General features: G+C 37.4%; 24 protein-coding genes. 14 read left to right on the top strand and 10 right to left on the bottom strand.

The window, feature by feature from the left end:
* Window positions 1-344: 344 nt before the first annotated feature.
* Both ACP8HH_RS14800 and ACP8HH_RS14795 read right to left on the bottom strand, forming a co-directional pair.
* The gene (locus ACP8HH_RS14800) at window positions 345-1,133 is read right to left on the bottom strand and encodes an ABC transporter substrate-binding protein (RefSeq protein WP_438312586.1); all 789 of its coding nucleotides are present in this window, start codon (window positions 1,131-1,133) and stop codon (window positions 345-347) included.
* 28 nt (window positions 1,134-1,161) lie between these two features.
* Window positions 1,162-2,184 (bottom strand): S66 family peptidase, encoded by a 1,023-nt coding sequence (locus ACP8HH_RS14795; RefSeq protein WP_438312583.1) that lies wholly within the window; start codon window positions 2,182-2,184, stop codon window positions 1,162-1,164.
* A gap of 305 nt (window positions 2,185-2,489) precedes the next feature.
* Between ACP8HH_RS14795 and ACP8HH_RS14790 the strand changes: the two genes are divergently transcribed.
* The 5 genes from ACP8HH_RS14790 (at window position 2,490) to ACP8HH_RS14770 (ending at window position 6,810) form a co-directional block, all read left to right on the top strand.
* Complete coding sequence (locus ACP8HH_RS14790) at window positions 2,490-3,611, top strand: DUF445 domain-containing protein (protein ID WP_438312582.1); 1,122 nt, start codon at window positions 2,490-2,492, stop codon at window positions 3,609-3,611.
* A gap of 13 nt (window positions 3,612-3,624) precedes the next feature.
* Window positions 3,625-3,972, top strand: a complete 348-nt coding sequence (locus tag ACP8HH_RS14785; protein ID WP_438312580.1) for a YlbF family regulator — start codon at window positions 3,625-3,627, stop codon at window positions 3,970-3,972.
* A 70-nt stretch (window positions 3,973-4,042) separates the two neighbouring features.
* Window positions 4,043-5,551, top strand: coding sequence for a coproporphyrinogen III oxidase (locus ACP8HH_RS14780; RefSeq protein ID WP_438312578.1), 1,509 nt, complete (start codon window positions 4,043-4,045; stop codon window positions 5,549-5,551).
* Window positions 5,552-5,620: 69 nt separating this feature from the next.
* Complete coding sequence (locus tag ACP8HH_RS14775; RefSeq protein WP_438312575.1) at window positions 5,621-6,400, top strand: enoyl-CoA hydratase; 780 nt, start codon at window positions 5,621-5,623, stop codon at window positions 6,398-6,400.
* Window positions 6,401-6,510: 110 nt separating this feature from the next.
* Window positions 6,511-6,810, top strand: coding sequence for a hypothetical protein (locus ACP8HH_RS14770; RefSeq protein ID WP_438312573.1), 300 nt, complete (start codon window positions 6,511-6,513; stop codon window positions 6,808-6,810).
* Between the two features lie 61 nt (window positions 6,811-6,871).
* Here the strand turns inward: ACP8HH_RS14770 and mgsA are convergent, their stop codons facing one another.
* Window positions 6,872-7,276: a methylglyoxal synthase gene (gene mgsA / locus ACP8HH_RS14765; RefSeq protein WP_438312571.1), complete on the bottom strand. Its 405-nt coding sequence runs from the start codon at window positions 7,274-7,276 to the stop codon at window positions 6,872-6,874.
* Between the two features lie 97 nt (window positions 7,277-7,373).
* A complete protein-coding gene (locus tag ACP8HH_RS14760; RefSeq protein WP_438312570.1) occupies window positions 7,374-7,568 on the bottom strand; it encodes a YhzD family protein in 195 nt (64 codons plus the stop codon).
* A gap of 359 nt (window positions 7,569-7,927) precedes the next feature.
* Here ACP8HH_RS14760 and ACP8HH_RS14755 point away from each other — a divergent pair, with 359 nt between their 5' ends.
* From ACP8HH_RS14755 to yhaM, 6 genes are all read left to right on the top strand, one after another.
* The gene (locus tag ACP8HH_RS14755) at window positions 7,928-8,125 is read left to right on the top strand and encodes a helix-turn-helix transcriptional regulator (protein WP_438319204.1); all 198 of its coding nucleotides are present in this window, start codon (window positions 7,928-7,930) and stop codon (window positions 8,123-8,125) included.
* Window positions 8,126-8,259: 134 nt separating this feature from the next.
* A complete protein-coding gene (locus ACP8HH_RS14750; RefSeq protein ID WP_438312568.1) occupies window positions 8,260-9,159 on the top strand; it encodes an ABC transporter ATP-binding protein in 900 nt (299 codons plus the stop codon).
* On the top strand, window positions 9,152-10,417 hold the full coding sequence (locus tag ACP8HH_RS14745; RefSeq protein ID WP_438312566.1) for an ABC transporter permease: 1,266 nt from the start codon (window positions 9,152-9,154) through the stop codon (window positions 10,415-10,417). Before ACP8HH_RS14750 ends, ACP8HH_RS14745 begins: the two co-directional genes overlap by 8 nt.
* Before the next feature lie 96 nt (window positions 10,418-10,513).
* A complete protein-coding gene (locus tag ACP8HH_RS14740; protein WP_438312564.1) occupies window positions 10,514-11,734 on the top strand; it encodes a metallophosphoesterase family protein in 1,221 nt (406 codons plus the stop codon).
* Between the two features lie 31 nt (window positions 11,735-11,765).
* A complete protein-coding gene (locus ACP8HH_RS14735) occupies window positions 11,766-14,669 on the top strand; it encodes an AAA family ATPase (RefSeq protein WP_438312561.1) in 2,904 nt (967 codons plus the stop codon).
* Window positions 14,666-15,604: a 3'-5' exoribonuclease YhaM gene (yhaM, locus tag ACP8HH_RS14730; RefSeq protein ID WP_438312559.1), complete on the top strand. Its 939-nt coding sequence runs from the start codon at window positions 14,666-14,668 to the stop codon at window positions 15,602-15,604. Before ACP8HH_RS14735 ends, yhaM begins: the two co-directional genes overlap by 4 nt.
* A gap of 53 nt (window positions 15,605-15,657) precedes the next feature.
* On the opposite strand, the gene ACP8HH_RS14725 is transcribed toward yhaM, so the two are convergent.
* A complete protein-coding gene (locus ACP8HH_RS14725; RefSeq protein ID WP_438312557.1) occupies window positions 15,658-16,530 on the bottom strand; it encodes a peptidylprolyl isomerase in 873 nt (290 codons plus the stop codon).
* Between the two features lie 147 nt (window positions 16,531-16,677).
* On the opposite strand from ACP8HH_RS14725, the gene ACP8HH_RS14720 reads away from it, so the two are divergent.
* Window positions 16,678-16,770: a YjcZ family sporulation protein gene (locus ACP8HH_RS14720; RefSeq protein WP_179393195.1), complete on the top strand. Its 93-nt coding sequence runs from the start codon at window positions 16,678-16,680 to the stop codon at window positions 16,768-16,770.
* 92 nt (window positions 16,771-16,862) lie between these two features.
* Here the strand turns inward: ACP8HH_RS14720 and ACP8HH_RS14715 are convergent, their stop codons facing one another.
* The 5 genes from ACP8HH_RS14715 to ACP8HH_RS14695 form a co-directional block, all read right to left on the bottom strand.
* Window positions 16,863-17,048 (bottom strand): hypothetical protein, encoded by a 186-nt coding sequence (locus tag ACP8HH_RS14715; RefSeq protein WP_438312553.1) that lies wholly within the window; start codon window positions 17,046-17,048, stop codon window positions 16,863-16,865.
* 89 nt (window positions 17,049-17,137) lie between these two features.
* The gene (locus ACP8HH_RS14710; protein WP_438312551.1) at window positions 17,138-17,716 is read right to left on the bottom strand and encodes an HTH-type transcriptional regulator Hpr; all 579 of its coding nucleotides are present in this window, start codon (window positions 17,714-17,716) and stop codon (window positions 17,138-17,140) included.
* 143 nt (window positions 17,717-17,859) lie between these two features.
* A complete protein-coding gene (locus ACP8HH_RS14705; protein ID WP_438312549.1) occupies window positions 17,860-18,222 on the bottom strand; it encodes a YtxH domain-containing protein in 363 nt (120 codons plus the stop codon).
* Window positions 18,223-18,348: 126 nt separating this feature from the next.
* Window positions 18,349-18,888, bottom strand: coding sequence for a tryptophan transporter (locus ACP8HH_RS14700; protein ID WP_438312546.1), 540 nt, complete (start codon window positions 18,886-18,888; stop codon window positions 18,349-18,351).
* Window positions 18,889-19,005: 117 nt separating this feature from the next.
* Window positions 19,006-19,434: an HIT family protein gene (locus ACP8HH_RS14695; protein WP_438312544.1), complete on the bottom strand. Its 429-nt coding sequence runs from the start codon at window positions 19,432-19,434 to the stop codon at window positions 19,006-19,008.
* Window positions 19,435-19,552: 118 nt separating this feature from the next.
* Here ACP8HH_RS14695 and ACP8HH_RS14690 point away from each other — a divergent pair, with 118 nt between their 5' ends.
* Together ACP8HH_RS14690 and ACP8HH_RS14685 are read left to right on the top strand one after the other, a co-directional pair.
* On the top strand, window positions 19,553-20,302 hold the full coding sequence (locus ACP8HH_RS14690) for an ABC transporter ATP-binding protein (protein WP_438319202.1): 750 nt from the start codon (window positions 19,553-19,555) through the stop codon (window positions 20,300-20,302).
* Window positions 20,286-21,497, top strand: coding sequence for an ABC transporter permease (locus ACP8HH_RS14685; RefSeq protein ID WP_438312542.1), 1,212 nt, complete (start codon window positions 20,286-20,288; stop codon window positions 21,495-21,497). The genes ACP8HH_RS14690 and ACP8HH_RS14685 overlap by 17 nt, the downstream gene beginning before the upstream one ends.
* Window positions 21,498-21,513: the final 16 nt, after the last annotated feature.

Below are 21,513 nucleotides of genomic sequence, written 5' to 3'. Positions count from 1 at the left end.
TGTCCGCTGAATCCGGGGAAAAGGCGTTATGTCCGCTCAATCGGTCAAGATGTCCTCTGAATTGTTCCGTATGTCCGCTGAATCCGAGGGAAAGGCGTTATGTCCCCTCAATGAGGGATTATGTCCGCTCAATGGGTCAAGATGTCCTCTGAATTGGTGCGTATGTCCGCTGAATCCGAGGGAAAGGCGTTATGTCCTCTCAATGAGGGAATATGTCCCCTCAATGGGTCAAGATGTCCTCTGAATTGTTCCGTATGTCCGCTGAATCCGAGGGAAAGGCGTTATGTCCCCTCAATGAGGGATTATGTCCGCTCTATCGGTCAAGATGTCCTCTGAATTGGTCCTTATGTCCTCTCAACGGGCAGATTTTCTTTAAAGTAAGCGACGGCTTCTAACATTTTTGGGCCGTACCAAAACATTTCGCCGTCGATGTTTAACACTTGTGCATTAGGTGCCATTTTCAGGAACTCAGCTTGATGTTTCTCTTTGAACGGATACGGTTCGGATGCGAGGAATATGTAATCGAGATTTGCATTTAAAAAATCGTCTTCAGAAACAGATGGATATCTTCCTTCAAAAGTAGTAAAAGGATTCACAAATCCAATTTTCTCTAGAACAGTTTGGATATACGTATCTTTTCCTACGACCATATACGGTTTCTTCCAAATGACATAGGCGGCAAGTTTTCCATTTACTTTTGGGAGTGATTGGAATTGTTTTTGAATTTCTAAATGTAATTTTGCAGCTTCGGGTTTACGGTCAGTAACATCGCCAAGATCATGAATCATACGATAGGCATCGTCAACGGACTGGACTTCTGCCACAAAAACGGGATAGTACTTCTCAAGAATCTTAACAATTTCCTCAGTGTTTTCTTCCTTTTCTACGATGATTAAATCTGGTTTCACTTCATGTATTGCATCAAGCTTAATGTCTTTCGTTCCTGCAACAGTCGGAACCTTACCGACTTTATCTCCAGGAAAAATGCAGAAACGTGTTCTACCGACAATCTCGTATTCTAGTTGCAGTGCAAATAAGGTTTCCGTAATTCCGGGGCAAAGAGAGATGATCCGTTTAGGTGGAAATGGATAAACAACAGTTCTACCAAGATGATCGATCACTTCTTTCATCATTTTCATTCCGCCTTTCAATATGTCTCATTCACTTGTACTTCATCGTAACTATACCTTTTCCATCGTTTACAGAAACCCTACCCGCGGCTCCATTGACTAAGGTGATTTGCGGCGGAACATGTCCAATATCTGCGTTGTAGACAATAGGTAACCTTGTGAGTTCGGAAATACGATTCATTGAATCAATTACGGTGAAATTCCCAACCGATTGTCCAGATGGTGAACGTCCAAAAAGAATCCCAGATGAATTGTCAAACCAACCCGCATAAGTCATTTGGAGCAATGTCCTATGAAAGTCTGTCGCGGACAAATCGCAATTTTCCAAGTACCAAATAATCGGTTCATCTTGTAAATGATTTTTTTGGAATGTTGTTACATCACCGTAGGGTGTTCCTACAAGATGACTAATCGTATCTATGCAACCACCGAGGAATCGACCCTTAATATCAAATTTTCCACCATCTAGAACTTTCCAGTACGTATCACTATCCAACTTAAAAACATATGGATCTGGAGGTGCAAAATGTTGCCATTCGGATTGAAACTTTTCGGAAGATTGTTGTTCAATCACAGAGCCTTCATTTGCAGAAAGAACATCAAGGAATTTACTCGTAACCGGATCCCATTCATCACTACGTAAATCAACGAAATTCGTTCCATGTGCAGTTGCGATTCCAGTTTTTAACGTTAACGCAAATAGAAAGGTACTCAAATCGGAATAGCCAAGAATCCATTTAGGTTCAATTGCGTCCCACTCTAATAGCGGAAGAATTTCCATCAGAATCTCTCCACCCCAAGGTGGAATAATAGCAGCGATTTTTGGATTCGATAGCATTTCCATCAGTTCAGCAGCTCTTACTTCTTTCGTAGCAGAGGCGGATTTGATTTCGGTCCAAGCAGTATTCCCAATCGTTACATTAAATCCGCGTTTTTCAAATTGCTGTTTTGCTTCATAGAGTATTGAATGAAGCTCTTTCTCAACACCGGATGATGGCGCGGTCACACCTATTGTTTGGCCAGCTCGTAAAGGGTTAGGATAACGAATCATCATGAACACCTCGATTTTTTGTAGTTGTAGTGCTTGCGGAAATGGACAATTCAACTCCGCCTATTAAAATAGCTTATCAGAGGGAGTTAGCTCTGTCACTTGATGTATCCGCTGAAAATCCATATTATAAAGGAGCTAAAAATCAGTCGAGACTTGCACAACCACATCGATATGGTAAAGTCTTTTTTAATAAAGTATCTAAACAAAAAGCACAGAATGTTTTTCGGTTTCGTCACGTTCTGCTATAATAGGAACGAACGAAACGGGAAAAGGTGAAGCGATTGGATTTTTTATGGATAGTGTTATTTATGGCCTTAATTGGCGCTTTAATTGGAGGCTTTACAAATCACCTAGCAATTAAAATGTTGTTCAGGCCACACGAAGCAAAATATATAGGTTCTTGGAGAGTACCGTTTACACCTGGATTAATTCCAAAGCGGCGCGATGAACTTGCTGTTCAATTTGGAAAAACAGTAACAAATTATTTACTTACACCTGAGACCTTCAAGAAGAAGTTGTTAACAACAGACATGCAACGTAAAGCAGAAAACTTCCTTCAAGAAAAATTGGAGACTCATATTTTAGATTCGGATAAAACCTTGAATAATTGGCTAGAAGTTGCAGGTGCTCTGGATGTTGCTTCGAAAGCGGAGCAAAAGATCATAGAAGTGCTTGATAGTCAACTGAACTTAGTGAGAATGAGACTTACGACGGGAACGGTTGAAGAGATACTTCCGGCAGACTGGCGTGTAGGGGTGGATGAGCGTATTCCACAAATCGCAGCATACATCCTGAGTAAGTCAGAAAAATACTTTGAGTCGGATGAAGGAAGAGCAATGTTTCGTAAATTAATCGACGACTTCCTCGCCTCGAAAGGAACACTTGGAAATATGGTTCACATGTTTTTCGGTGAATCTGAATCGCTCGTTGGAAAAGTTCAGAAAGAAGCACTTAGGTTTGTGAACGCACCGGGAACTTCAAGTCTTTTGAATACGATTATTCATAATGAATGGGAAAAACTTCAAAAAAGACCTGTTGACGAATTGCTTTCGGGCTTTGATTGGGATGGTTTATTTGATACGATTAAGTCTTATACACGTGAGGAATTGGCAATTGAATCACGTCTTAATAAGAAGTTATCCCATTACTGGCCAACGGGTGCAGAATGGACTTCTATTAATGTAACACCACCGCTTACTTCGTTTGCGTTTACACAAGCTGAGAAACAACTGGAAATATCGCTCAGTAAATTAAAAATAGATGAGATGGTAAAAGAACAAGTGGATTCATTTCCAGTCGAAGTGCTGGAAGATCTTGTGCTCGGCATATCTAGACGTGAATTTAAGATGATCACTGTACTTGGAGCTGTACTTGGTGGAGCGATAGGTATTGTTCAAGGTCTTATTGTTTTCGCAACAAACTTAACTTAGGGGGAAATAAAAAATGACAGTAAATATTTATGATGATTTAAACAGATTGGAAGCTACATTCCGTCAAACAGAACAGTTTTCGAAAGTGGAACAAGCAATTGAAGAAGTTAAAAATGATGAAGAGGCACTCGTATTATTTAAGAATTTCCGTGAAATCCAACTAACATTGCAAGAAAAACAAATGGCAGGCGAAGAAGTTGAAGCCGACGAACTTGAACATGCACAAAAAACGGCACAGCTTGCACAAACCAATGCTAAAATTATGACGATGCTTGAAGCAGAAATGCAGTTGAGTGGCCTTATTGAAGAAGTAAATCGTGTACTTATGAAACCGGTACAAAATATGTATGAATCTATCTGAAAACTGGCTTCGGCCAGTTTTTTATTTGAGGACATATAAAACAATGTGAATTAGAAAGTTGGTAAAAGGAATGCAGAAAATACAGATTGAAGATCGGTTTGCCGAAGACTGGATACGTCTCTTTGCGCATTTAGCAAACCTGTTCTTCGAGCAGTGCGAAATAGTTGTAGAAGAACATATTGATGCGATAAAAGTAGATATGACTCTAGAACGTACTTCTGGCCAGATGTTAATTGGTAGGGCGGTATTAACAAAAGATGGCACAATATATTCTAAGGAATTTTCCGAGGTAGAAGAAATCGGAGACGCCAAAGTGAAAAATCGACAGTTAAAACGAATTTATTCACATATATTCCTAGAAGTACTTGAACAAGCAACTGGAATGCAGCAGTCCTGGGGGATCTTAACAGGAATTCGTCCGATGAAACTCTATCACAAATATCGTCGCGACGGGGACACTTCAGAACAAGCAATCCAAAGAATTATGAAAAATTACCGGGTTTCACGTGAGAAATCAGAACTCTTGGCGAAAATTGCGGATATACAACTCCGTTCAGTTCCAGATTTATATGAATTACAGAATGAAGTGAGCATTTACATCGGTATCCCTTTTTGTCCGACAAAATGCGCGTATTGCACATTTCCGGCATTTGCTATTAACCGTAAAAATGGCCGGGTTGAAACATTTTTAGACGGTCTCCATGAAGAAATTCGCGAGATGGGAGCATGGCTTACTAAGTATCAAATGAAAATTACGACAATCTATTTCGGTGGAGGAACACCAACAAGTATTACCGCTGAAGAGATGGATGCGTTGTATAAAACAATGTATGCATCATTCCCTGGAATGGAAAATGTCCGTGAAATTACAGTTGAAGCAGGACGTCCAGACACAATTACCCCAGAAAAAATAGATGTGTTGAAAAAGCATAATATCGATCGAATCAGTGTGAATCCACAGTCTTATACGGATGAAACCTTGAAAGCAATCGGACGACACCATTCTGTCCAAGAAACAATTGATAAGTTTTGGTTATCGCGCAATATGGGTATGAAAAACATCAATATGGATTTAATTATCGGCTTGCCGAATGAAGGAATGGAGGAATTTCAGCATTCTCTTGCCGAAACCGAAAAAATGCAACCGGAGTCGCTGACAATTCACACTCTTTCCTTCAAGCGAGCATCACAAATGTCGCAAAACAGGGATAAATATAAAGTAGCGGACCGGGAAACAGTTGAAAAGATGATGAAGCTTGGTGAAGAGTGGAACAAGTCAAATGGGTACGAACCGTATTATTTGTATCGGCAGAAGAACATTTTGGGAAATTTAGAGAATGTCGGTTATGCAAAACCTAGTGAGGAAAGCATTTACAATATTGTCATCATGGAAGAAGTGCAGACAATCATTGGTGTTGGATGCGGCGCGTCGAGCAAGTTCATCGATCCGATAACGGGTAAAATCACACAGTTTTACAATCCGAAAGATCCAGCGGCATATATACTTAGTTATGAAGAATCAATTGAAAAAAAGCTCGCACATTTAAATGCGATTTTTCCGCAAGCCGTAACAAAATAAAGGGTTTATTGAAAAGACATCGAATTAGTTAAAGTGAATGGTAATTCATTTTTGAAAGGATGTCTAAACATGTATAAAACTATCGAATTGAAAAAAGAGGGACGTCTCGCACGTCTAACGTTAAATAGACCCGAATCTATGAACGCGATGGATGATGTCATGATGAAAGAGCTTGGCGATGTTTTTGAAGCATTGAAAAGTGATAAAACGGTACAAGTGGTAGTCGTTAATGGAGCAGGACGCGTATTCTCTGCAGGCGGGGACGTTAAAAAGATGGCTGATCCAAATAACCCACTTGATATTGGGAAAGTTATGAATGACGTATCGCGTATTGCGAAGGGGTTATATTCATTGCCGCAAATTACGATTGCAGTTGTTCACGGCGCGGCTGCAGGTCTTGGATACAGTCTAGCCTTAGGTTGTGATTATATAGTTGCGGAGGAAAATAGTAAGCTTGCAATGAACTTTATTGGCATCGGGCTAGTACCAGACGGTGGGGGTCATTTCTTCTTAAAGGAACGTGTTGGAATACCGCAAGCAAAACAACTCATCTGGTCAGGTAAAGTGATGAATGGTAATGAGGCACTTGAAAAAGGTCTAATTGACGAAGTCGTTTCAGATGGTCAGGCAGAAGCATTTGGAGATGTCCTAATAACCAGGCTTCTAGCATCCCCAATCGCTTCAATGATTGCAACGAAAAATATATTGCATAAGCAGAAATTGGAAGAGCTCGAAAGCATACTGGCAATGGAAAGCGAAGCGCAAGTGGACATGCGCAAAACAGAAGATCATCTTGAAGGCATTCAAGCATTCGTTGGAAAACGGAAACCGGTGTTTAAAGGGAAATAATCTTGTTAATGTAGCTGACCTCACTTATACTGAATCTAATAGCAATCCACGGAGTCCATTCTAATGATTTGCATTGTATTTCCTAATTGGGGAAAAGGTGAGGTGGGAAAATGGAAGATTTAATAAAACAATTCATGGAACAAATGGACAAACGATTTGATCAAATGGACAAACGTTTTGACAAGGTTGAACATGACATACGAGAGTTGAGGGAAGAAGTAGGTCACAATCAAACGGAAAATAGAAGCCATTTCAAGCACTTAGAGTCAAAGCTTGAACAACAGCAAAGCACTTTTCAGGTTGTCGCAGATGAAATTAAAGGCGTTAAAATCGATACAATGTATTTAAGCGGAAAAATGGGCGGGCACGAAACAATCATTAATAATTTGAGACAACGTATTCAGTCGTGAAAAATACCAAGCACCCACCGAATTCATCAAACCGTGAATTGGATAGGTGCTTGGTATTTTTTTATTGATATTTCTCTGCTGTTTCCCGCCATGAGAAATAACCTTTTTCGACAGCACGTATGAGTAGCTCAGCGGATGCAATATTTGTAGCAAGTGGAATTCCATAAACATCACATAGTCTGAGTAATGCAGTAACGTCAGGTTCATGTGGCTGCGCGGTTAACGGATCACGAAAAAAGAGAATCAAATCTAATTTTCCTGTCGCAATCATGGCACCAATTTGCTGGTCACCACCAAGTGGCCCCGACATCAATCGAGTAATCGAAAGACTCGTTTCCTCCATAATGCGTTTGCCTGTCGTTCCTGTTGCGAATAAAGTGTGTTTTGAAAAGATGTGTTCGTAAGCAATTGAGAAATTCACCATTTCATTTTTCTTCTGATCGTGGGCGATTAAAGCTATATCCATAAGTACACCTCCGGTAAAATAAAATGAGAATCTAATCTTTTATTGTATAAAAAGTGCAACTAAGCGGTCTTATAATCGCATAGTTGCACTTTTTATATTAACTATGAAACAGCAATAATTTTCCTTTTGGTGAAGCGAGTCTATGTGTTTTTTCTAGTAAATTCTTTTCTTCAAGAATTGCATGGCCTTTTACTTTCGCCTCTTCGTCTGTAGCAGCTTCTAGTGTATCGTCCATTATTAATTCGCCTTTAGGTTCAAATGCTGTTAATTTATAAAATTTCACAAGTATCATCCTTCCAACATTGTTTCTTTTAGTATACTACAAATAAATTAAAAAAGAAATTTGTAAAGGTCGCTTGACAATAAGCCTGTTTGTAAAGTAGACTTTACGCAAAGGTTACTTTACAATGTGCTGGATAAGGTTGGGAAATGACGTTATTATGTTCACCTCAGAAGATATCCGACACTTTGAACGACTTATCCGACAATCTGAGCAGCATATCCGACAATTTGAACAGCATATCCGACACTTTGAACCGTATATCCGACACTTTGAACAATATATCCGCAAAACGTTACTTCAGACCTATCGAAAAACAGCTGAGAAATCAAAATTTATCTTATTCTATATAAGGAAAGGGGAGCATTGAACTGAATAACTTGATTAAGGAAAAGCGAACTGAGATGAAATTGACTCAAGACGAACTTTCTGAACGGTTAGAGGTTTCAAGGCAGACAATCATCTCCCTTGAAAAAGGAAGGTACAATCCGTCACTCACGCTGGCGTTTAAAATTGCAAACTTGTTTGATTGTCGAATTGAAGATGTATTTAAACCAGAGAAGGATTAAGTATATACCAAGGATTTGACATATTTATATCTTATGGGATCGCGGTTGTTATTTTTAATAAAAGAACATAAATTGAAACTTCTGCAAACGAGATTCGTATAGTTTAGAAGCAGCTAGTTGAAAGGGGAAATACAATGAGTTTACAAATTGAAAATGTGACAAAGCGTTTCGGTGATTTTACTGCCGTAGATAATTTAACATTGTCCGTTAATGAAGGAACAATGTATGGGTTTTTGGGGGCAAATGGTGCGGGTAAGACAACGACGTTTCGAATGATTCTTGGTCTATTAAATGCAAATGAAGGTAGAATTACGTGGAATAATAAACCCATCACGTATGCAACAAGTCCCGAAATCGGTTATTTACCGGAGGAGCGAGGGCTCTATCCGAAAATGAAAGTGGAAGAGCAACTTATTTTTCTGGGCCAATTGCGTGGTATGAAAAAGCCAGACGCTAAATTAGCAATCAAGCAATGGCTTGAGCGAATGGAAATTCCACAATATGCTACCAAAAAGGTTGAGGAATTATCCAAAGGAAATCAACAAAAAATCCAAGTTATTGCTTCGCTCATGCATAATCCTAAACTATTGATATTAGATGAACCTTTTTCAGGGTTAGACCCTGTAAACGTTGAAATGTTGAAAAGTGCTATTATAGATTTTCGGAATAATGGTGCGACAATTGTTTTTTCAAGTCACCGCATGGATCATGTGGAAGAGTTATGTGAGCAGCTGAGCATTATTGATCATGGGAAACAAATTGTAAGTGGATCGTTACGAGAGGTGAAACGCTCTTTTGGCAATCAAAATGTGCGCATTAATTCAGATAATGATTTAACTCATCTTGATTTAATATCCGGTGTGACATCGGTTAGGAAATCAATGGAAGGTGCTCTTTATCAAGTCGAATCTGAAAGTGTTGCAGAACAACTCCTAACAGCTGCACTGAAATCCGGACCTATCCGACACTTTGCAATAGAGGAACCTTCACTTCAAGATATTTTCATTGAAAAGGTGGGGAAAGAGCATGCGTGAATTTATCATTATTTTTAAACAGGCATTTATGACAAAAGCCAAAACGAAGTCCTTCATTATAACAACAGCAATAATGATTGCGGCAGTCTTCTTATTCGCGAATATATCCACAATTGTTGAAACGTTTCAAAGTATTACAGGTGGCGATAAGGATTCAGCAGAAGTTCTTTATGTCATCGATACAAGTGGTAATTTGGGAACGTCATTAGTAACCCAGTTAAGTGCAAATGAAGCCGACGTCACGGTAGAGTTAACCGACAAATCGGAGCAAGTACTTACCGATGAAGTGAGAGATGGTGAAATCGATTCGTTTGTAGTTTTAGGGCTAGATTCTACGAATAGAATAACTGCGACGTTTTCATCAATGAGTGCATTGGATTTTCAGCTTCCAATGATGATTGAAGATGCGCTTCAAACAATCCAAACAGAACTAAATGCGAATGAATTATCTTTAACTACTGAACAAGTTCAAACATTATTTACACCAATTAGTTTTGAGCAAACGTCTGTTTCTCCATCGGCAAAAACGGAGGAGGAACTGGGTCAGGCAAGAGGACTTGTTTATGTGTTAATGTTCCTAATTTATTTCTCAGTTATTATCTATTCAATAATGATAGCGACAGAAATTGCCGCTGAAAAATCATCACGAGTAATGGAAATTCTGATTTCAAGTGTTTCACCAGCAAAGCATATGTTTGCGAAAATACTTGGGGTTGGATCGCTCGGACTCGTTCAAATGGTATTATTCGGTCTAGCGGGATTTATAGCATTAAAAACATCATCATCAGACATGGTAGACGGATTCTTTTCGGTCTTTGGTTTTTCGAATATGAATGTAATGACAGTTGTTTATGCAGTCGTTTTCTTCTTATTGGGTTATTTCCTATATGCAACACTTGCAGCTCTACTAGGTTCACTCGTGAGTAGAACAGAAGATGTACAACAAATGATTATGCCCCTGAACCTTTTAATTGTCGCAGCATTTATGATTGCAGCTACAGGTCTTGGTAATCCAGAAATGCTGTATTTGAAATACGCATCATTCATACCTTTTTTCGCACCTTTGGTAATGTTCTTACGTGTGGGAATGCTTGAGCTTCCAGTATGGGAACCGTTACTGTCTATTGGAATAATGCTCGTTACAATTTTCATCCTTGGTTGGTTTGGTGCACGCGTTTACCGCGGAGGTGTTCTTATGTATGGTCCATCTAAATCATTAAAAGATTTGAGGAAAGCAATTCAGCTCGGGAAAGAATAATAGGTAGATTTGTAAGGACTCCGATATAGTTCGCGGAGTTTTTTTCTTTGTGGTAAAATTAGAACAAGTATTCGATGTATGAAGGAGGGGTTATTTTTGTCTACAATTCGTTTTATTCATGCGGCTGATTTACATTTAGACAGCCCTTTTAAAGGAATGAAGGGTCTACCACATAACAGGTTGAAAGAGTTGCGCGAGAGTACGTTCAATGCGTTTAATAAATTTATAGGGTATATACTTCAGGCGAAACCTGATTTTGTCCTTATAGTAGGGGATATATATGACGGGGAAGACCGAAGTTTACGTGCTCAGATGAAGTTCCAAGAAGGTATGGAGAAATTGAATGTAGCGGGTATTCAAGTATATCTATCGTACGGCAACCATGATCATCTTGGCGGACGGTGGACACGATTTGAGCTGCCCCCAAACGTTCATGTGTTTAGCGGAGATGTTGAAACGATACAAACTACATTCAATGGAAACATCGTACATATTACAGGTTTTAGCTACTCAGAACGTCATATCCGAAATCGAGTAGTTCAGCAATATCCTATCGTAAACAATTCGTCGAATTTCAATATTGGTATGCTTCATGGAAGTATAGAAGGAAATGAAACACATTCCGTGTATGCTCCGTTTACTAAAAATGATTTGCTTTCAAAAAACTATGATTATTGGGCTCTGGGGCATATCCATTTAAGGCAGAACTTGCATGAGGAACCTCCGATTGTGTATTCGGGAAATTTACAAGGCCGTCATCGTAATGAACAGGGTATCAAAGGGTTTTATGAAGTTGAATTATCGAAATCGAGTGCAGAACTTAAATTCATTCCAGCATCGGCATTAGTGTTCGATACATTACTCATTTCTTGTAAAGGAATTTGTCATGCAAATGAATGGATTGAACGCTGTATAGAAGAAATTGATGCTTTCAAAGCACAATATGGGTCAGGAATTGTTGAACTCGTTATGGTTGAAATAGATAGAGAAGCAGCTGATTTATTTGAACAGTCCCCAGATGCAGAATGGCTGGATGTGCTTCGTGAAGTGGTTGAAGATGGTACGTTATTTGTTTGGATTCACAGTATTTCTTTTACAGGGGATACAAGTTTATCGTCTATAACAGATGGTCTATCAAAGTCTGTACTCAATCGGATAAATAACTGGACCGAGGATGAATGGAAGATTATTTTAAAAGATGTCTACCAACATGCTCGGGGTGTAAGGTATCTAGATGTTCTAAAAGAGGATGAAATCCGTACAATAAAAACGGGTGTTGCTCGTATAATGGCTACTGAAACGTCAGAAAAAGAATGAACTATTTTTGAACCTTGAAAGGGGTGGTCTTTTGATAATTGAAAAACTGAGTATTTATGGATTCGGAAAACATGAAAATTTGACCATCGAACTAGGTCCAGGTATTAATGTATTATTTGGATTAAATGAAGCGGGTAAGACGACGATTCAACAATTCATTTTACATATATTATTTGGGTTTCCTCAACGGAACAGCACGCTTCTCAGGTATGAACCGAAATCAGGTGGTAAATACGGTGGACAAATCCAACTAATTGATGAGGTTTATGGAACATGTGTAGTTGAAAGAATCCGCGGAAAATCTGCAGGGGAAGTGACTGTCCATTTTCAAGATGGAACTACAGGAAATGAAGAACAATTGAAAATTCTATTAAGACATTACGACAGGATGTCTTTTGAATCGATTTTTTCATTCTCGCTTTTACAGCTTCAAGGATTTGAAAAAATGAATCAAGAAGAGTTAAGTAGAACTCTTCTGGCTTCTGGAACTACAGGTGTTGATTCATTACTGTTACTTGAAAAAAAGATGGAGAAAACGATGAACGACTTATTTAAAAAATCCGGAAAAATACCAGAGATGAATGTTAAAATAGCAGAACTGCGCGAACTCGAATTGGATATTAAAATGGAACAAGAGAAAGTGGAGGAATATACACCTGCAATAAATCGTATTAATTATATAGATACGGAGCTCTTAAAGCTTCATGAAACGAAAAGAAAAGTAGATGAAACCATTCGGAACTTAAAACTTCATCGTCAAGCACTACCGTTACATACTAAAAAGGAGTTGCTGGAAACGGAGCTTGAAAAACTTGGAACAATAGGTTTTCCAGCAGATGGAATTCGACGTTTTGAATCACTATCGGAGAGATTGAAAGAAATAACTGCAAAAAAACAAAGAATTGAAGATGAAATTGAAGAGTTGGAAAAACGAAAACCGTTAGAAATTGATGCTGATCGACGGACTGAAATGGAATTACTTTTAGCGCAGGAATCCGAGTGGCATTATTTTCGGACGACAAGCAAAACCGCAGAAGATGAAATCCGAAGATTAGAAGGTATGAAACATCGTATTTTTGATCGATTAGGGATGAAAGACAAAGAACAGGAAATACAACTCTCCAAGGCAGATGTATCGATTCGAAAAGAAGAAGAAATGCATGAACTTATTACCGAGTTATCAAATTGCAAAAATCAAATGAGTTTTGCAGAGCAAAGACAATTTCAAATACAGAAAGATATTGAAGAAAATCAAGCAGAGTTGGAGTTAATTGAGAACGAAGGTGCTCCCTCCAGTGATGAAATTGAAAGAGTGAATACTTGGGGAGAAATTCAAGCAAAACTTGCGGAAGCAAAGGCTTATGTTTTATTTGGTGGAAAAACTGCTTCTAGCAATATGCATAGAACGCCACTGCTTTTAGCGCTAATGGCTGTACTCTTGTTCATATACGCTTTTATTCAAAAAGAATTAACTTTGGGAATTGTAGGCATAATAATCGTCGGACTTGCCGTCTATCTTTTTTTAAGAAATCCATCCGTGACAAAAAAAGATCCGTTGTTGGATGAAATGACGGAATTCATTCAAAGCCATAGTGGTAAAGAAGGTGAAATGGAACAGTTAAAGCAACGTATTCAACTTTTTAATCGAAAAAGAGAAGCTTTGAAAACTGCCTTGACAAAATCGATTGAAAAGCTTCGAATAATGGAAACAGAACTTGAAATATTGCAAATAGAGGAAGGTCGAATAGAATCTTCGCTTATACAATTTCTTGGAATATATGGTTTCGATGGGCTGCCTTCTACGGGAATCGTTCCTGAGCTGTTTCGCATGATTCGTGAATGGCAGGAAATTATGCGAGATCTGTTGGCGATAAGGCAAGAGAAAAACGATGTAGATTTGAAAATTGGTATACGAATTAAGGAAATAGAATTCGTTTTAAGAAAAATCGTGCCACCAGAAGCAATTTATGAGATGCTTAGGAGGGAATCTATTCAACTAAATGAGGAAATTGAAAGTTCCGCATTTATTAGTTCAAATATAGAACGTCTAATCCCTTTGTTAACAGAGGCAACCTTACTTGTGGACTCAACAAGAGAGAGCTTGAATTTGTTGTTAAAAGAAGCGGGAGCGGAAAACGAAGAGGATCTATACCTTGCATACGATAATTATTTGGAAACAAAACGATTAAAAGATCAATTGGCAGATACAAAAGCTCAATTATCCGCTAATAATCTGTTAGAGTTAAAAAAAGGGATGACAGATGAAGAATTACGGAATGCGGGAAATTCAGCTGAACTCGAACTGTTATCGATTAACGAACAATTAAATGAACTTATTAATGAAAAAGCAGAACTTGTTCATAAAACAAAACAACTTCTATCAGATGAAACGTACAGCGAAAAACTGCAGTTATTTGAAATGAAGAAAGCAGAATTCGGTGAACTTGCAATAAAGTGGTCACAAAACAAAGCGATATTTGAAGCAATAAAAAGAACTATGAGTGAGTTGAAAGAGAAGAAGTTGCCCGAAGTTTTGAAAAACGCAGAAGAGCTGTTTTGTAATTTGACAGATAAGAAATACAGCTCGCTTATTGTTACGAATGAGGGGTATTTTGAAGCGGTACAGTCAAATGGTGTTCACTTTCCAGTTGTGGAACTGAGTCAGGCAACAAAGGAACAAGCCTATATTTCTTTGCGACTTGCACTTGCAGCATCTTTAAAGGACTTGGCACCCTTCCCAATTATTATGGATGATCCGTTCGTTCATTTTGATGGAAAACGATTATCAAATATAATTGAAAAGGTAAATAAATTAGGACAACAACGTCAATTCATTTACTTTACTTGCCACAAGAATATGAAAGAAATATGGCAAGATGCTCATGTTTTAGATATTTCAAGATTAGGAAGCGAACAGGAGGAGTTCACACAATGAAGAAGTTACTGGATTATAAAGTTGGCGAAACAATCGACTTATACTTGCTCATTAAGCAGTCCATTAAAGGGGTTACAACTACCGGGAAATCATTTATGACACTCATTTTACAAGACAAAAGTGGCGATATTGAGGCAAAACTTTGGGATACAACAGAAGAACATGAGAAGACATATGCCACATCCACTATTGTAAAGGTGGGAGGAGATGTCCATGATTACCGCGGTAAAAATCAGTTGCGTATTAAAAGTATTCGACCTGTGAAAGAGGAAGAGGGCGTCACTCTCTCAGAACTTGTGCCTTCCGCTTTAAAAAGTAAAGAAGTACTGTATGAAGAATTAATGCAATATTTCTTTGAAATGGAAAATCCGAACATCCAACGAATTACAAGACATCTATTGAAAAAACATCAAACGGCATTTATGACATACCCTGCAGCGACACGCAATCATCATGATTATGTCTCTGGTCTTATCGATCATGTTGTATCCATGTTGAAGCTTGGAAAAGCGATTGCGGAATTATATCCGACGTTGAACAAGGACCTATTATACGCTGGAATTATTCTTCATGATATTGGAAAAGTAATTGAACTTTCAGGACCAATAGGAACACTATACACAATCGAAGGAAATCTTCTTGGTCATATTACGATAATGGTTAATGAAATTTCAAAAGCAGCTGACGAGCTTGAAATTGAAGGAGAAGAAGTGATGTTGTTGCAACATATGGTATTGTCACATCACGGTAAAGAAGAATGGGGCAGTCCAAAACGACCGATGCTACAAGAAGCAGAGATGCTTCATTATATTGATAACATTGATGCGAAAATGAACATGTTGAATCGAGCACTTGGGAAAGCAGAGCCAGGCGAATTTACTGAAAGAATCTTCCCACTGGAAAATCGTTCATTTTATAAACCTTCAATTGATTAATATGTGATTTATGAAAAAACCCGTAGACCAATTTGGTCTACGGGTTTTGTACTTTATTTATTTGCATCTGTTGTTAAATATTCATTAAGAACGGATTTAAAGTCATCATCTTTAATCTCTACACCTACATTTTTTAGAAGAACAACAAGTTTTTCTTCAAATAGTTGTGATTTAAGATTGTTTTCAATATCAGGTTTTAATTCATCAAATGTTTTTTCAAGTTCTTTTTTTCTTGTTTCAAGTACCTCTATAATGTGAAAGCCATGTGTCGTTTGTACGGGTTCACTAATTTTATTGGTTTCTAGAGCGAAAGCTACATCTTCAAATGGTTGAACCATTTTTCCAATGCCAAACCATCCAAGATCTCCACCGGTTTTTTGTGCTATTGGTTCTGTTGAATTTTCCCTAGCAAGTTTTTCAAAATCTTCGCCATCTTTTAATTTAGCAATCACTTCATCTGCTGTTTTTTCATCTGCTACAAGTATATGACGTGCATGTATTTCTTTTTTCATATTCTCAAATTGTGCTTCAATTTCTCCGGCAGGTACATCATCTAATGAGTCAATCATTTTTTGTTGATATAGTTTAAACTCCATCTTTTTCGCGAAAACAGGTTCCGTTGTATTGTTTTGTAAAAGATATAGGTCGAAACTGTCGCCATACTTATCTTTTTCAACTTTTATTGCATCATCAATTTCTTTTTCAGTTACCTTAAATTCATTTTCAATCGCTTTTAATAAGATAAGATTCTCAAGAACTTCAGTGCCGATTGAATCTTTCATCTCTTCATATAAATCCTCTTTTGTAATATCTCCAGCCTTTGTCGAAACGATTACGTTATTTGTTTTGGCAACTTCCTTATCGCTACATGCTGATACCAACAGGATAGATGTAGCAAATACCGAAGCTAATATAATTTTTTTCATTATGTATCTTCTCCTCTAACATTTATATGCAACAGGGGATATTATACCATGAAAGCGCTTGAAAAACAAAATGACCTTCCCGGATAAACTGCCTACAAATACGACAATGCCGCGCATAAGATACATAGAGAGAGAGGGGGTGCTCCTGTGAGCGGTTATAACCAAGGTTCTTCAGGCTTTGCGCTGATTGTTGTGTTATTTATTCTATTGATAATTGTTGGTGCAGCATTTGTGTACTAATTAATCGAAGCAGAAGCGACTCAAGAAATATACGTTGAAAAGACAATAAAAAAAGTCCATTTCCCTTACATATAGGGTGAATGGACTTTTTCTCATGTCGATACAAGAACTTGAACAAAGAATGATAAAATTAAAATTGTAATAAGTATATTAACTGTTCTGTATACTTTTGGTTGCTTATCTTCAGGAATTTCTTTTGATTCACAAAGTGCAAAGGTCATTTTATTTATTTGGAATAAATAAAACAATGAAAATAGAACTGCCATAATTAGAATCAAGTTTATTCCTCCTCTTCAGCGTTCTAAATTATCATAGCAGAAGGTGTTAGAAATTGAAATAATTTATCTCTAGATATTAGAATATGATGTCAAAGTTCATCATCATTTTTAATATCATTGTTGATAATTATTTCACCGGTTGTTTCATCAAAGATACTTTCAATGTTTTTAAAGCCCAGTTCAAATATTTCCATGAATTCTTCACCATAAATATTGCGGATTACAGACATTACTTCAAGGAATTCAGGGAATTTACCGTAAAGTTCTTTTATTGGTAATGACCCCTTTAGAATACCATGCTCGGTATTGTAATAGCTATTATTCATTTCTAGTAAAAGATTTTGTCCGATTTCAGTTACTGAAACATATGTATTTCTGCGGTCATCATCTTTTTTGTAAAACTCTAGATATCCACGTTGCTCTAGTTTCTTTGAAAAATTGAAAGCTGTCGAAACATGCATAACGCCGTATTTAGCAATTTCAGAAATAGTCGCACCTTTAAGATGGAAAGAAATCCATAAAATGTGATGCTCATTAATATTCAAATCATAAGGTTTAATCCACTGTTGCCAATCTTTTTCCACAGCTTTCCAAAGTGCTTTTGACATCTGTGCAACACGCTGTGTAAAAATCATTGCTTCCTTTAGCGGGTATTTCTCATCAATCATGAATAGCACCAACTTTCTAAAGTAACTAACTATCTTTTATTATAGCAGTAAAGCATAGGAAGAGAAGTACTAATCTTTAAAAAACTTTTTCAAAAATAATAATATGGCTACCTGTAACGAAAATAGATAGCCGTATTAAATGGTTATTTCTGTTGTGGAGTTATAAGTTCTTCTAGTTTTTCTATTGCTGTTCGAATTTCAAAAAGTTCTTTTTCCATGCGTTGTTTGTTAGGTTCAGACGCTTCTGTCCAATCTACTATCGATTCCTTAATTTCATCAATAGCACCAGGAACAGTTTTTTTCGCTTCTACTGTTAACTTTGTAATGGATACTTTTAGATCGTTGATTTTTTCTTTTGCGTCTAGAAGTAGCTCTCTCATGTCTGTAGAAGCGCTTTTAACGGATGTGCGCAGTTCACTCCCTGATTTGGGAGTGGAGTATAAAACTGTAACTGCGGCAGCAACAGTTCCTACTGCCAAGCCAATGAAAAATGTTGATGTTTTCATAATTTAAGTATTCTCCTCTCGTTACTTCTAATATTCCTTAGTATAGTTTAATTAAAACATTTTAAAGATGTCTCGACAACAAAAAAAGCTTTCCGAATTACTATCGGAAAGCTTTAATACCTATAATTAATTCAGGGCTGTAGTTTTAAATGATGACTGTTTTGCTAGTTTAATTACAATGGGATTGATAATAATAAAAGCAATTACATTCAAAGCAACCGCTGGAAGAACAACTGTTATATAAAAGAATACAAACGGATTTTCCACGCCTGGAATTTTTACTCCTAAAATAAAGAATGCAACCGATAAGAATATAGCTCCTGAAACCAACGTTCCAAATGCTACGAAAATTGCCGATCCAATTACACTTTTAGCAAATTTTGAAAGAAGCATAATTACTGCAAAAAAGATAAAAGCTGTAATAAGCTTATCTATGATATTTGGTATAAATCCTAAAGGAAACGTTGAAAATATACCTGAGATGACCCCAGTTGAAATTGCGAGTAATAAAACGTTTTTTACATTTGGGAATAAAAGTATCCCTATGAACATCATTGTTAACATGAAATCCGGTTTCATTCCACTGTTATATCCGGGAATTACTAAATACAACGCGGCACCCACTGCAACCAATAAGGCCATTAATACGAGTTCTTTTGTTTTCATTTCTATTCTCTCCTCAGCTCAGCTAGATTTTTGATTTCCCTACCGTATCCTCATGATCGGTGGCGAAAATCTTATTAATAATAGTAATAGTATAATAAATATGGAATTCATGCAAGCTTAACTTTTTAGTTGTTTTTGAATACCTGCAGCAATTTCTTTTATGCGTTCGGGAGTATATTCGGAGACTTTTGGTTCCCATAGAGCTAAATCGAAGCCGTCAGATTCATCGTAACGAGGTATAAAATGCAAATGGAAATGAAAAACGGATTGACCTGCTGGAGCACCGTTGTTTTGAAGTAAATTCATTCCAATTGGATTGAATTCCGCCTTCAATGCATTTGCGATTTTTGGAGCTACTGCGAACAGCTGACCAGCTTCTTCAGCAGTTAAATTATAGACATTTTCTGTATGTTTTTTAGGGATTAGAAGTACATGTCCTTTAGTTAAAGGCATAATATCCATAAATGCATAAACATGCTCATCTTCATAAATCTTTGCACTTGGAATTGTTCCTTCAATGATTTTACAAAAAATACACTCAGTCATTTTGCCACTTCCTTTCATTATTTAGACAAGTGTATCATATCTTTAAATAATAGATGTGCGATGGACAAGACATTCAGGGAATGTTTTTGTTATTATAGAAGCAGAACGGGGGATGGACATGGCAATTGTTGAATTAAAAAATGTAACAGGTGGTTATTCCCGCAAACCAGTTTTACACGATTTGTCTTTTGAAATTGGAGAAGGAGAACTCGTTGGTTTAATTGGTCTTAATGGTGCGGGGAAAAGTACAACGATTAAGCACATCATCGGTCTTATGAATGCACACAGTGGTGAGATTCGTGTAAATGGTGTGACGTTTGGTGAAGATCCCGAAAAATACAGAAGGTCCTTCACTTATATTCCGGAAACACCGATTCTCTACGAAGAATTAACACTTAGAGAGCATCTTGAACTAACTGCGATGGCTTATGGAATTGATAAGGATGTTTTTGAAGCTCGTTCAGCAAGTCTCTTAAAAGAATTTATGATGGAAAAGCGCATAAAATGGTTCCCGTCTCATTTTTCAAAAGGAATGCGACAGAAAGTAATGATCATGTGTGCATTTCTAGTAAATCCATCCTTATATATTATTGATGAACCATTTGTTGGACTAGATCCAATTGGTATTAAATCTTTGCTCGAACAGATGTCTGAAAGGAAGGCAGAAGGTGCATCTGTTCTGATGTCTACACATATTTTATCGACAGCGGAACAGCATTGTGATCGAATCATCCTACTGCATGAAGGAAAACTCCGGGCAGAAGGGACAATGGAAGAGCTAAGAGCGGCGTTTGGACGACCAAATGCATCGTTAGACGATTTATACATTGCGATGACAGAGGAATCAGATTATGAACAATATGCGTGAAATATGGGGAACCCGTTTTGTTCATTACATGACAGAGCTTCAGAAGTATTTAAAGTATGTATTTACGGGACATTTGGCAATCGTTCTCGTGTTTACAATAGGTGCAGGGGGTTATGCGTATAGTGAATGGCTGAAAGATGTACCAGCGAATTTTCCAGTTGCATATATCACGGCCATTCTAATTGGTGCAGCTCTAGCTTATTCTCCACCTGTAACATTAATTAAACAGGCAGACACAGTTTACTTTTTGCCTTTAGAAAAGCAAATGGAAAGCTACTTGAGTCGAGCCTTAAGCTGGACAACCTTTTCTCAGTTACCTTTGCCTTTTATTTTGTTTATTATTGTTTTACCTTTACTTTCTGCTACAGAAACAGGATCGAAAATTGTTTATATTTGGATTGCTGTTTTCATTCTTGTTTTCAAGTGGATTTTTGTTGAAACAGAATATTATTTCAGGCATGCACTTAGTGGGCGTTGGGTATGGCTTGATCGTACGATTCGATTTTTATTAATTTCAATCCTTCTAGTAGTATTGTTAAGTTATAATCCGCTGATCATTGTACCTATTGTCATTATAATTGGTATCTACTGTGTGTATTGGCGAAATGTTAAAAGTAAAAAACCGTTTCCATACGATCATTTCATTGAGTTGGAACAAAATCGAATGATGGCTTTTTATCGATTTGCAAATTACTTCACAGATGTTCCACACTTAAAAGGATCGGTTAGTAGAAGAGCTTGGCTTGGTTTTCTAACTAGACCAGTGAAATTGGAAAGTGCTGTTGCACAATCGTATCTTATTAAGCGTACGTTTATTCGAACGGATGATATATTTTGGTTGTGGGTTAGACTTACTGCCATAGCTGTAGTGGGGACTTTTTTTATCCCGTTCCCGATAGTAATCTTTATTTTTGCCGGAGCACTTGCATTTGCATCAGCGGTACAGCTGATTTACGCACTCCGTTCCGGATATGAGTTCCGAATGGACATGTTATTTCCGGAAAGAGAAGATACACGTCCAGGTGCAATCCGTAAGATAGTTCGTAAAGTGCAGTGGATTCAAGCTGGATTTGTGCTGATAGCTGCGCTATATTTTTACGGAATTTCACTGACACCATTTCTTCTCCTAGCTATAATCTTACTAATTTCAGAGATAACAATCCGGTACACAGGCGAAAAGAAAGAAGCTTACTAATATGACTTATCACCTG

It is taken from the genome of Sporosarcina sp. FA9 (assembly GCF_051550205.1).
Lineage (GTDB): Bacteria > Bacillota > Bacilli > Bacillales_A > Planococcaceae > Sporosarcina.
This window is presented reverse-complemented; position numbering and strand designations above follow the sequence as displayed.

What these genes read in the sequence shown, in the direction of transcription:
- ACP8HH_RS14800 (WP_438312586.1), bottom strand. Translation starts at nt 1,133, where the DNA reads ATGATGAAAGAAGTGATCGATCATCTTGGTAGAACTGTTGTTTATCCA.
- ACP8HH_RS14795 (WP_438312583.1), bottom strand. Translation starts at nt 2,184, where the DNA reads ATGATGATTCGTTATCCTAACCCTTTACGAGCTGGCCAAACAATAGGT.
- ACP8HH_RS14790 (WP_438312582.1), top strand. Translation starts at nt 2,490, where the DNA reads ATGGCCTTAATTGGCGCTTTAATTGGAGGCTTTACAAATCACCTAGCA.
- ACP8HH_RS14785 (WP_438312580.1), top strand. Translation starts at nt 3,625, where the DNA reads ATGACAGTAAATATTTATGATGATTTAAACAGATTGGAAGCTACATTC.
- ACP8HH_RS14780 (WP_438312578.1), top strand. Translation starts at nt 4,043, where the DNA reads ATGCAGAAAATACAGATTGAAGATCGGTTTGCCGAAGACTGGATACGT.
- ACP8HH_RS14775 (WP_438312575.1), top strand. Translation starts at nt 5,621, where the DNA reads ATGTATAAAACTATCGAATTGAAAAAAGAGGGACGTCTCGCACGTCTA.
- ACP8HH_RS14770 (WP_438312573.1), top strand. Translation starts at nt 6,511, where the DNA reads ATGGAAGATTTAATAAAACAATTCATGGAACAAATGGACAAACGATTT.
- mgsA (WP_438312571.1), bottom strand. Translation starts at nt 7,276, where the DNA reads ATGGATATAGCTTTAATCGCCCACGATCAGAAGAAAAATGAAATGGTG.
- ACP8HH_RS14760 (WP_438312570.1), bottom strand. Translation starts at nt 7,568, where the DNA reads ATGATACTTGTGAAATTTTATAAATTAACAGCATTTGAACCTAAAGGC.
- ACP8HH_RS14750 (WP_438312568.1), top strand. Translation starts at nt 8,260, where the DNA reads ATGAGTTTACAAATTGAAAATGTGACAAAGCGTTTCGGTGATTTTACT.
- ACP8HH_RS14745 (WP_438312566.1), top strand. Translation starts at nt 9,152, where the DNA reads ATGCGTGAATTTATCATTATTTTTAAACAGGCATTTATGACAAAAGCC.
- yhaM (WP_438312559.1), top strand. Translation starts at nt 14,666, where the DNA reads ATGAAGAAGTTACTGGATTATAAAGTTGGCGAAACAATCGACTTATAC.
- ACP8HH_RS14725 (WP_438312557.1), bottom strand. Translation starts at nt 16,530, where the DNA reads ATGAAAAAAATTATATTAGCTTCGGTATTTGCTACATCTATCCTGTTG.
- ACP8HH_RS14710 (WP_438312551.1), bottom strand. Translation starts at nt 17,716, where the DNA reads ATGATTGATGAGAAATACCCGCTAAAGGAAGCAATGATTTTTACACAG.
- ACP8HH_RS14705 (WP_438312549.1), bottom strand. Translation starts at nt 18,222, where the DNA reads ATGAAAACATCAACATTTTTCATTGGCTTGGCAGTAGGAACTGTTGCT.
- ACP8HH_RS14700 (WP_438312546.1), bottom strand. Translation starts at nt 18,888, where the DNA reads ATGAAAACAAAAGAACTCGTATTAATGGCCTTATTGGTTGCAGTGGGT.
- ACP8HH_RS14695 (WP_438312544.1), bottom strand. Translation starts at nt 19,434, where the DNA reads ATGACTGAGTGTATTTTTTGTAAAATCATTGAAGGAACAATTCCAAGT.
- ACP8HH_RS14690 (WP_438319202.1), top strand. Translation starts at nt 19,553, where the DNA reads ATGGCAATTGTTGAATTAAAAAATGTAACAGGTGGTTATTCCCGCAAA.
- ACP8HH_RS14685 (WP_438312542.1), top strand. Translation starts at nt 20,286, where the DNA reads ATGAACAATATGCGTGAAATATGGGGAACCCGTTTTGTTCATTACATG.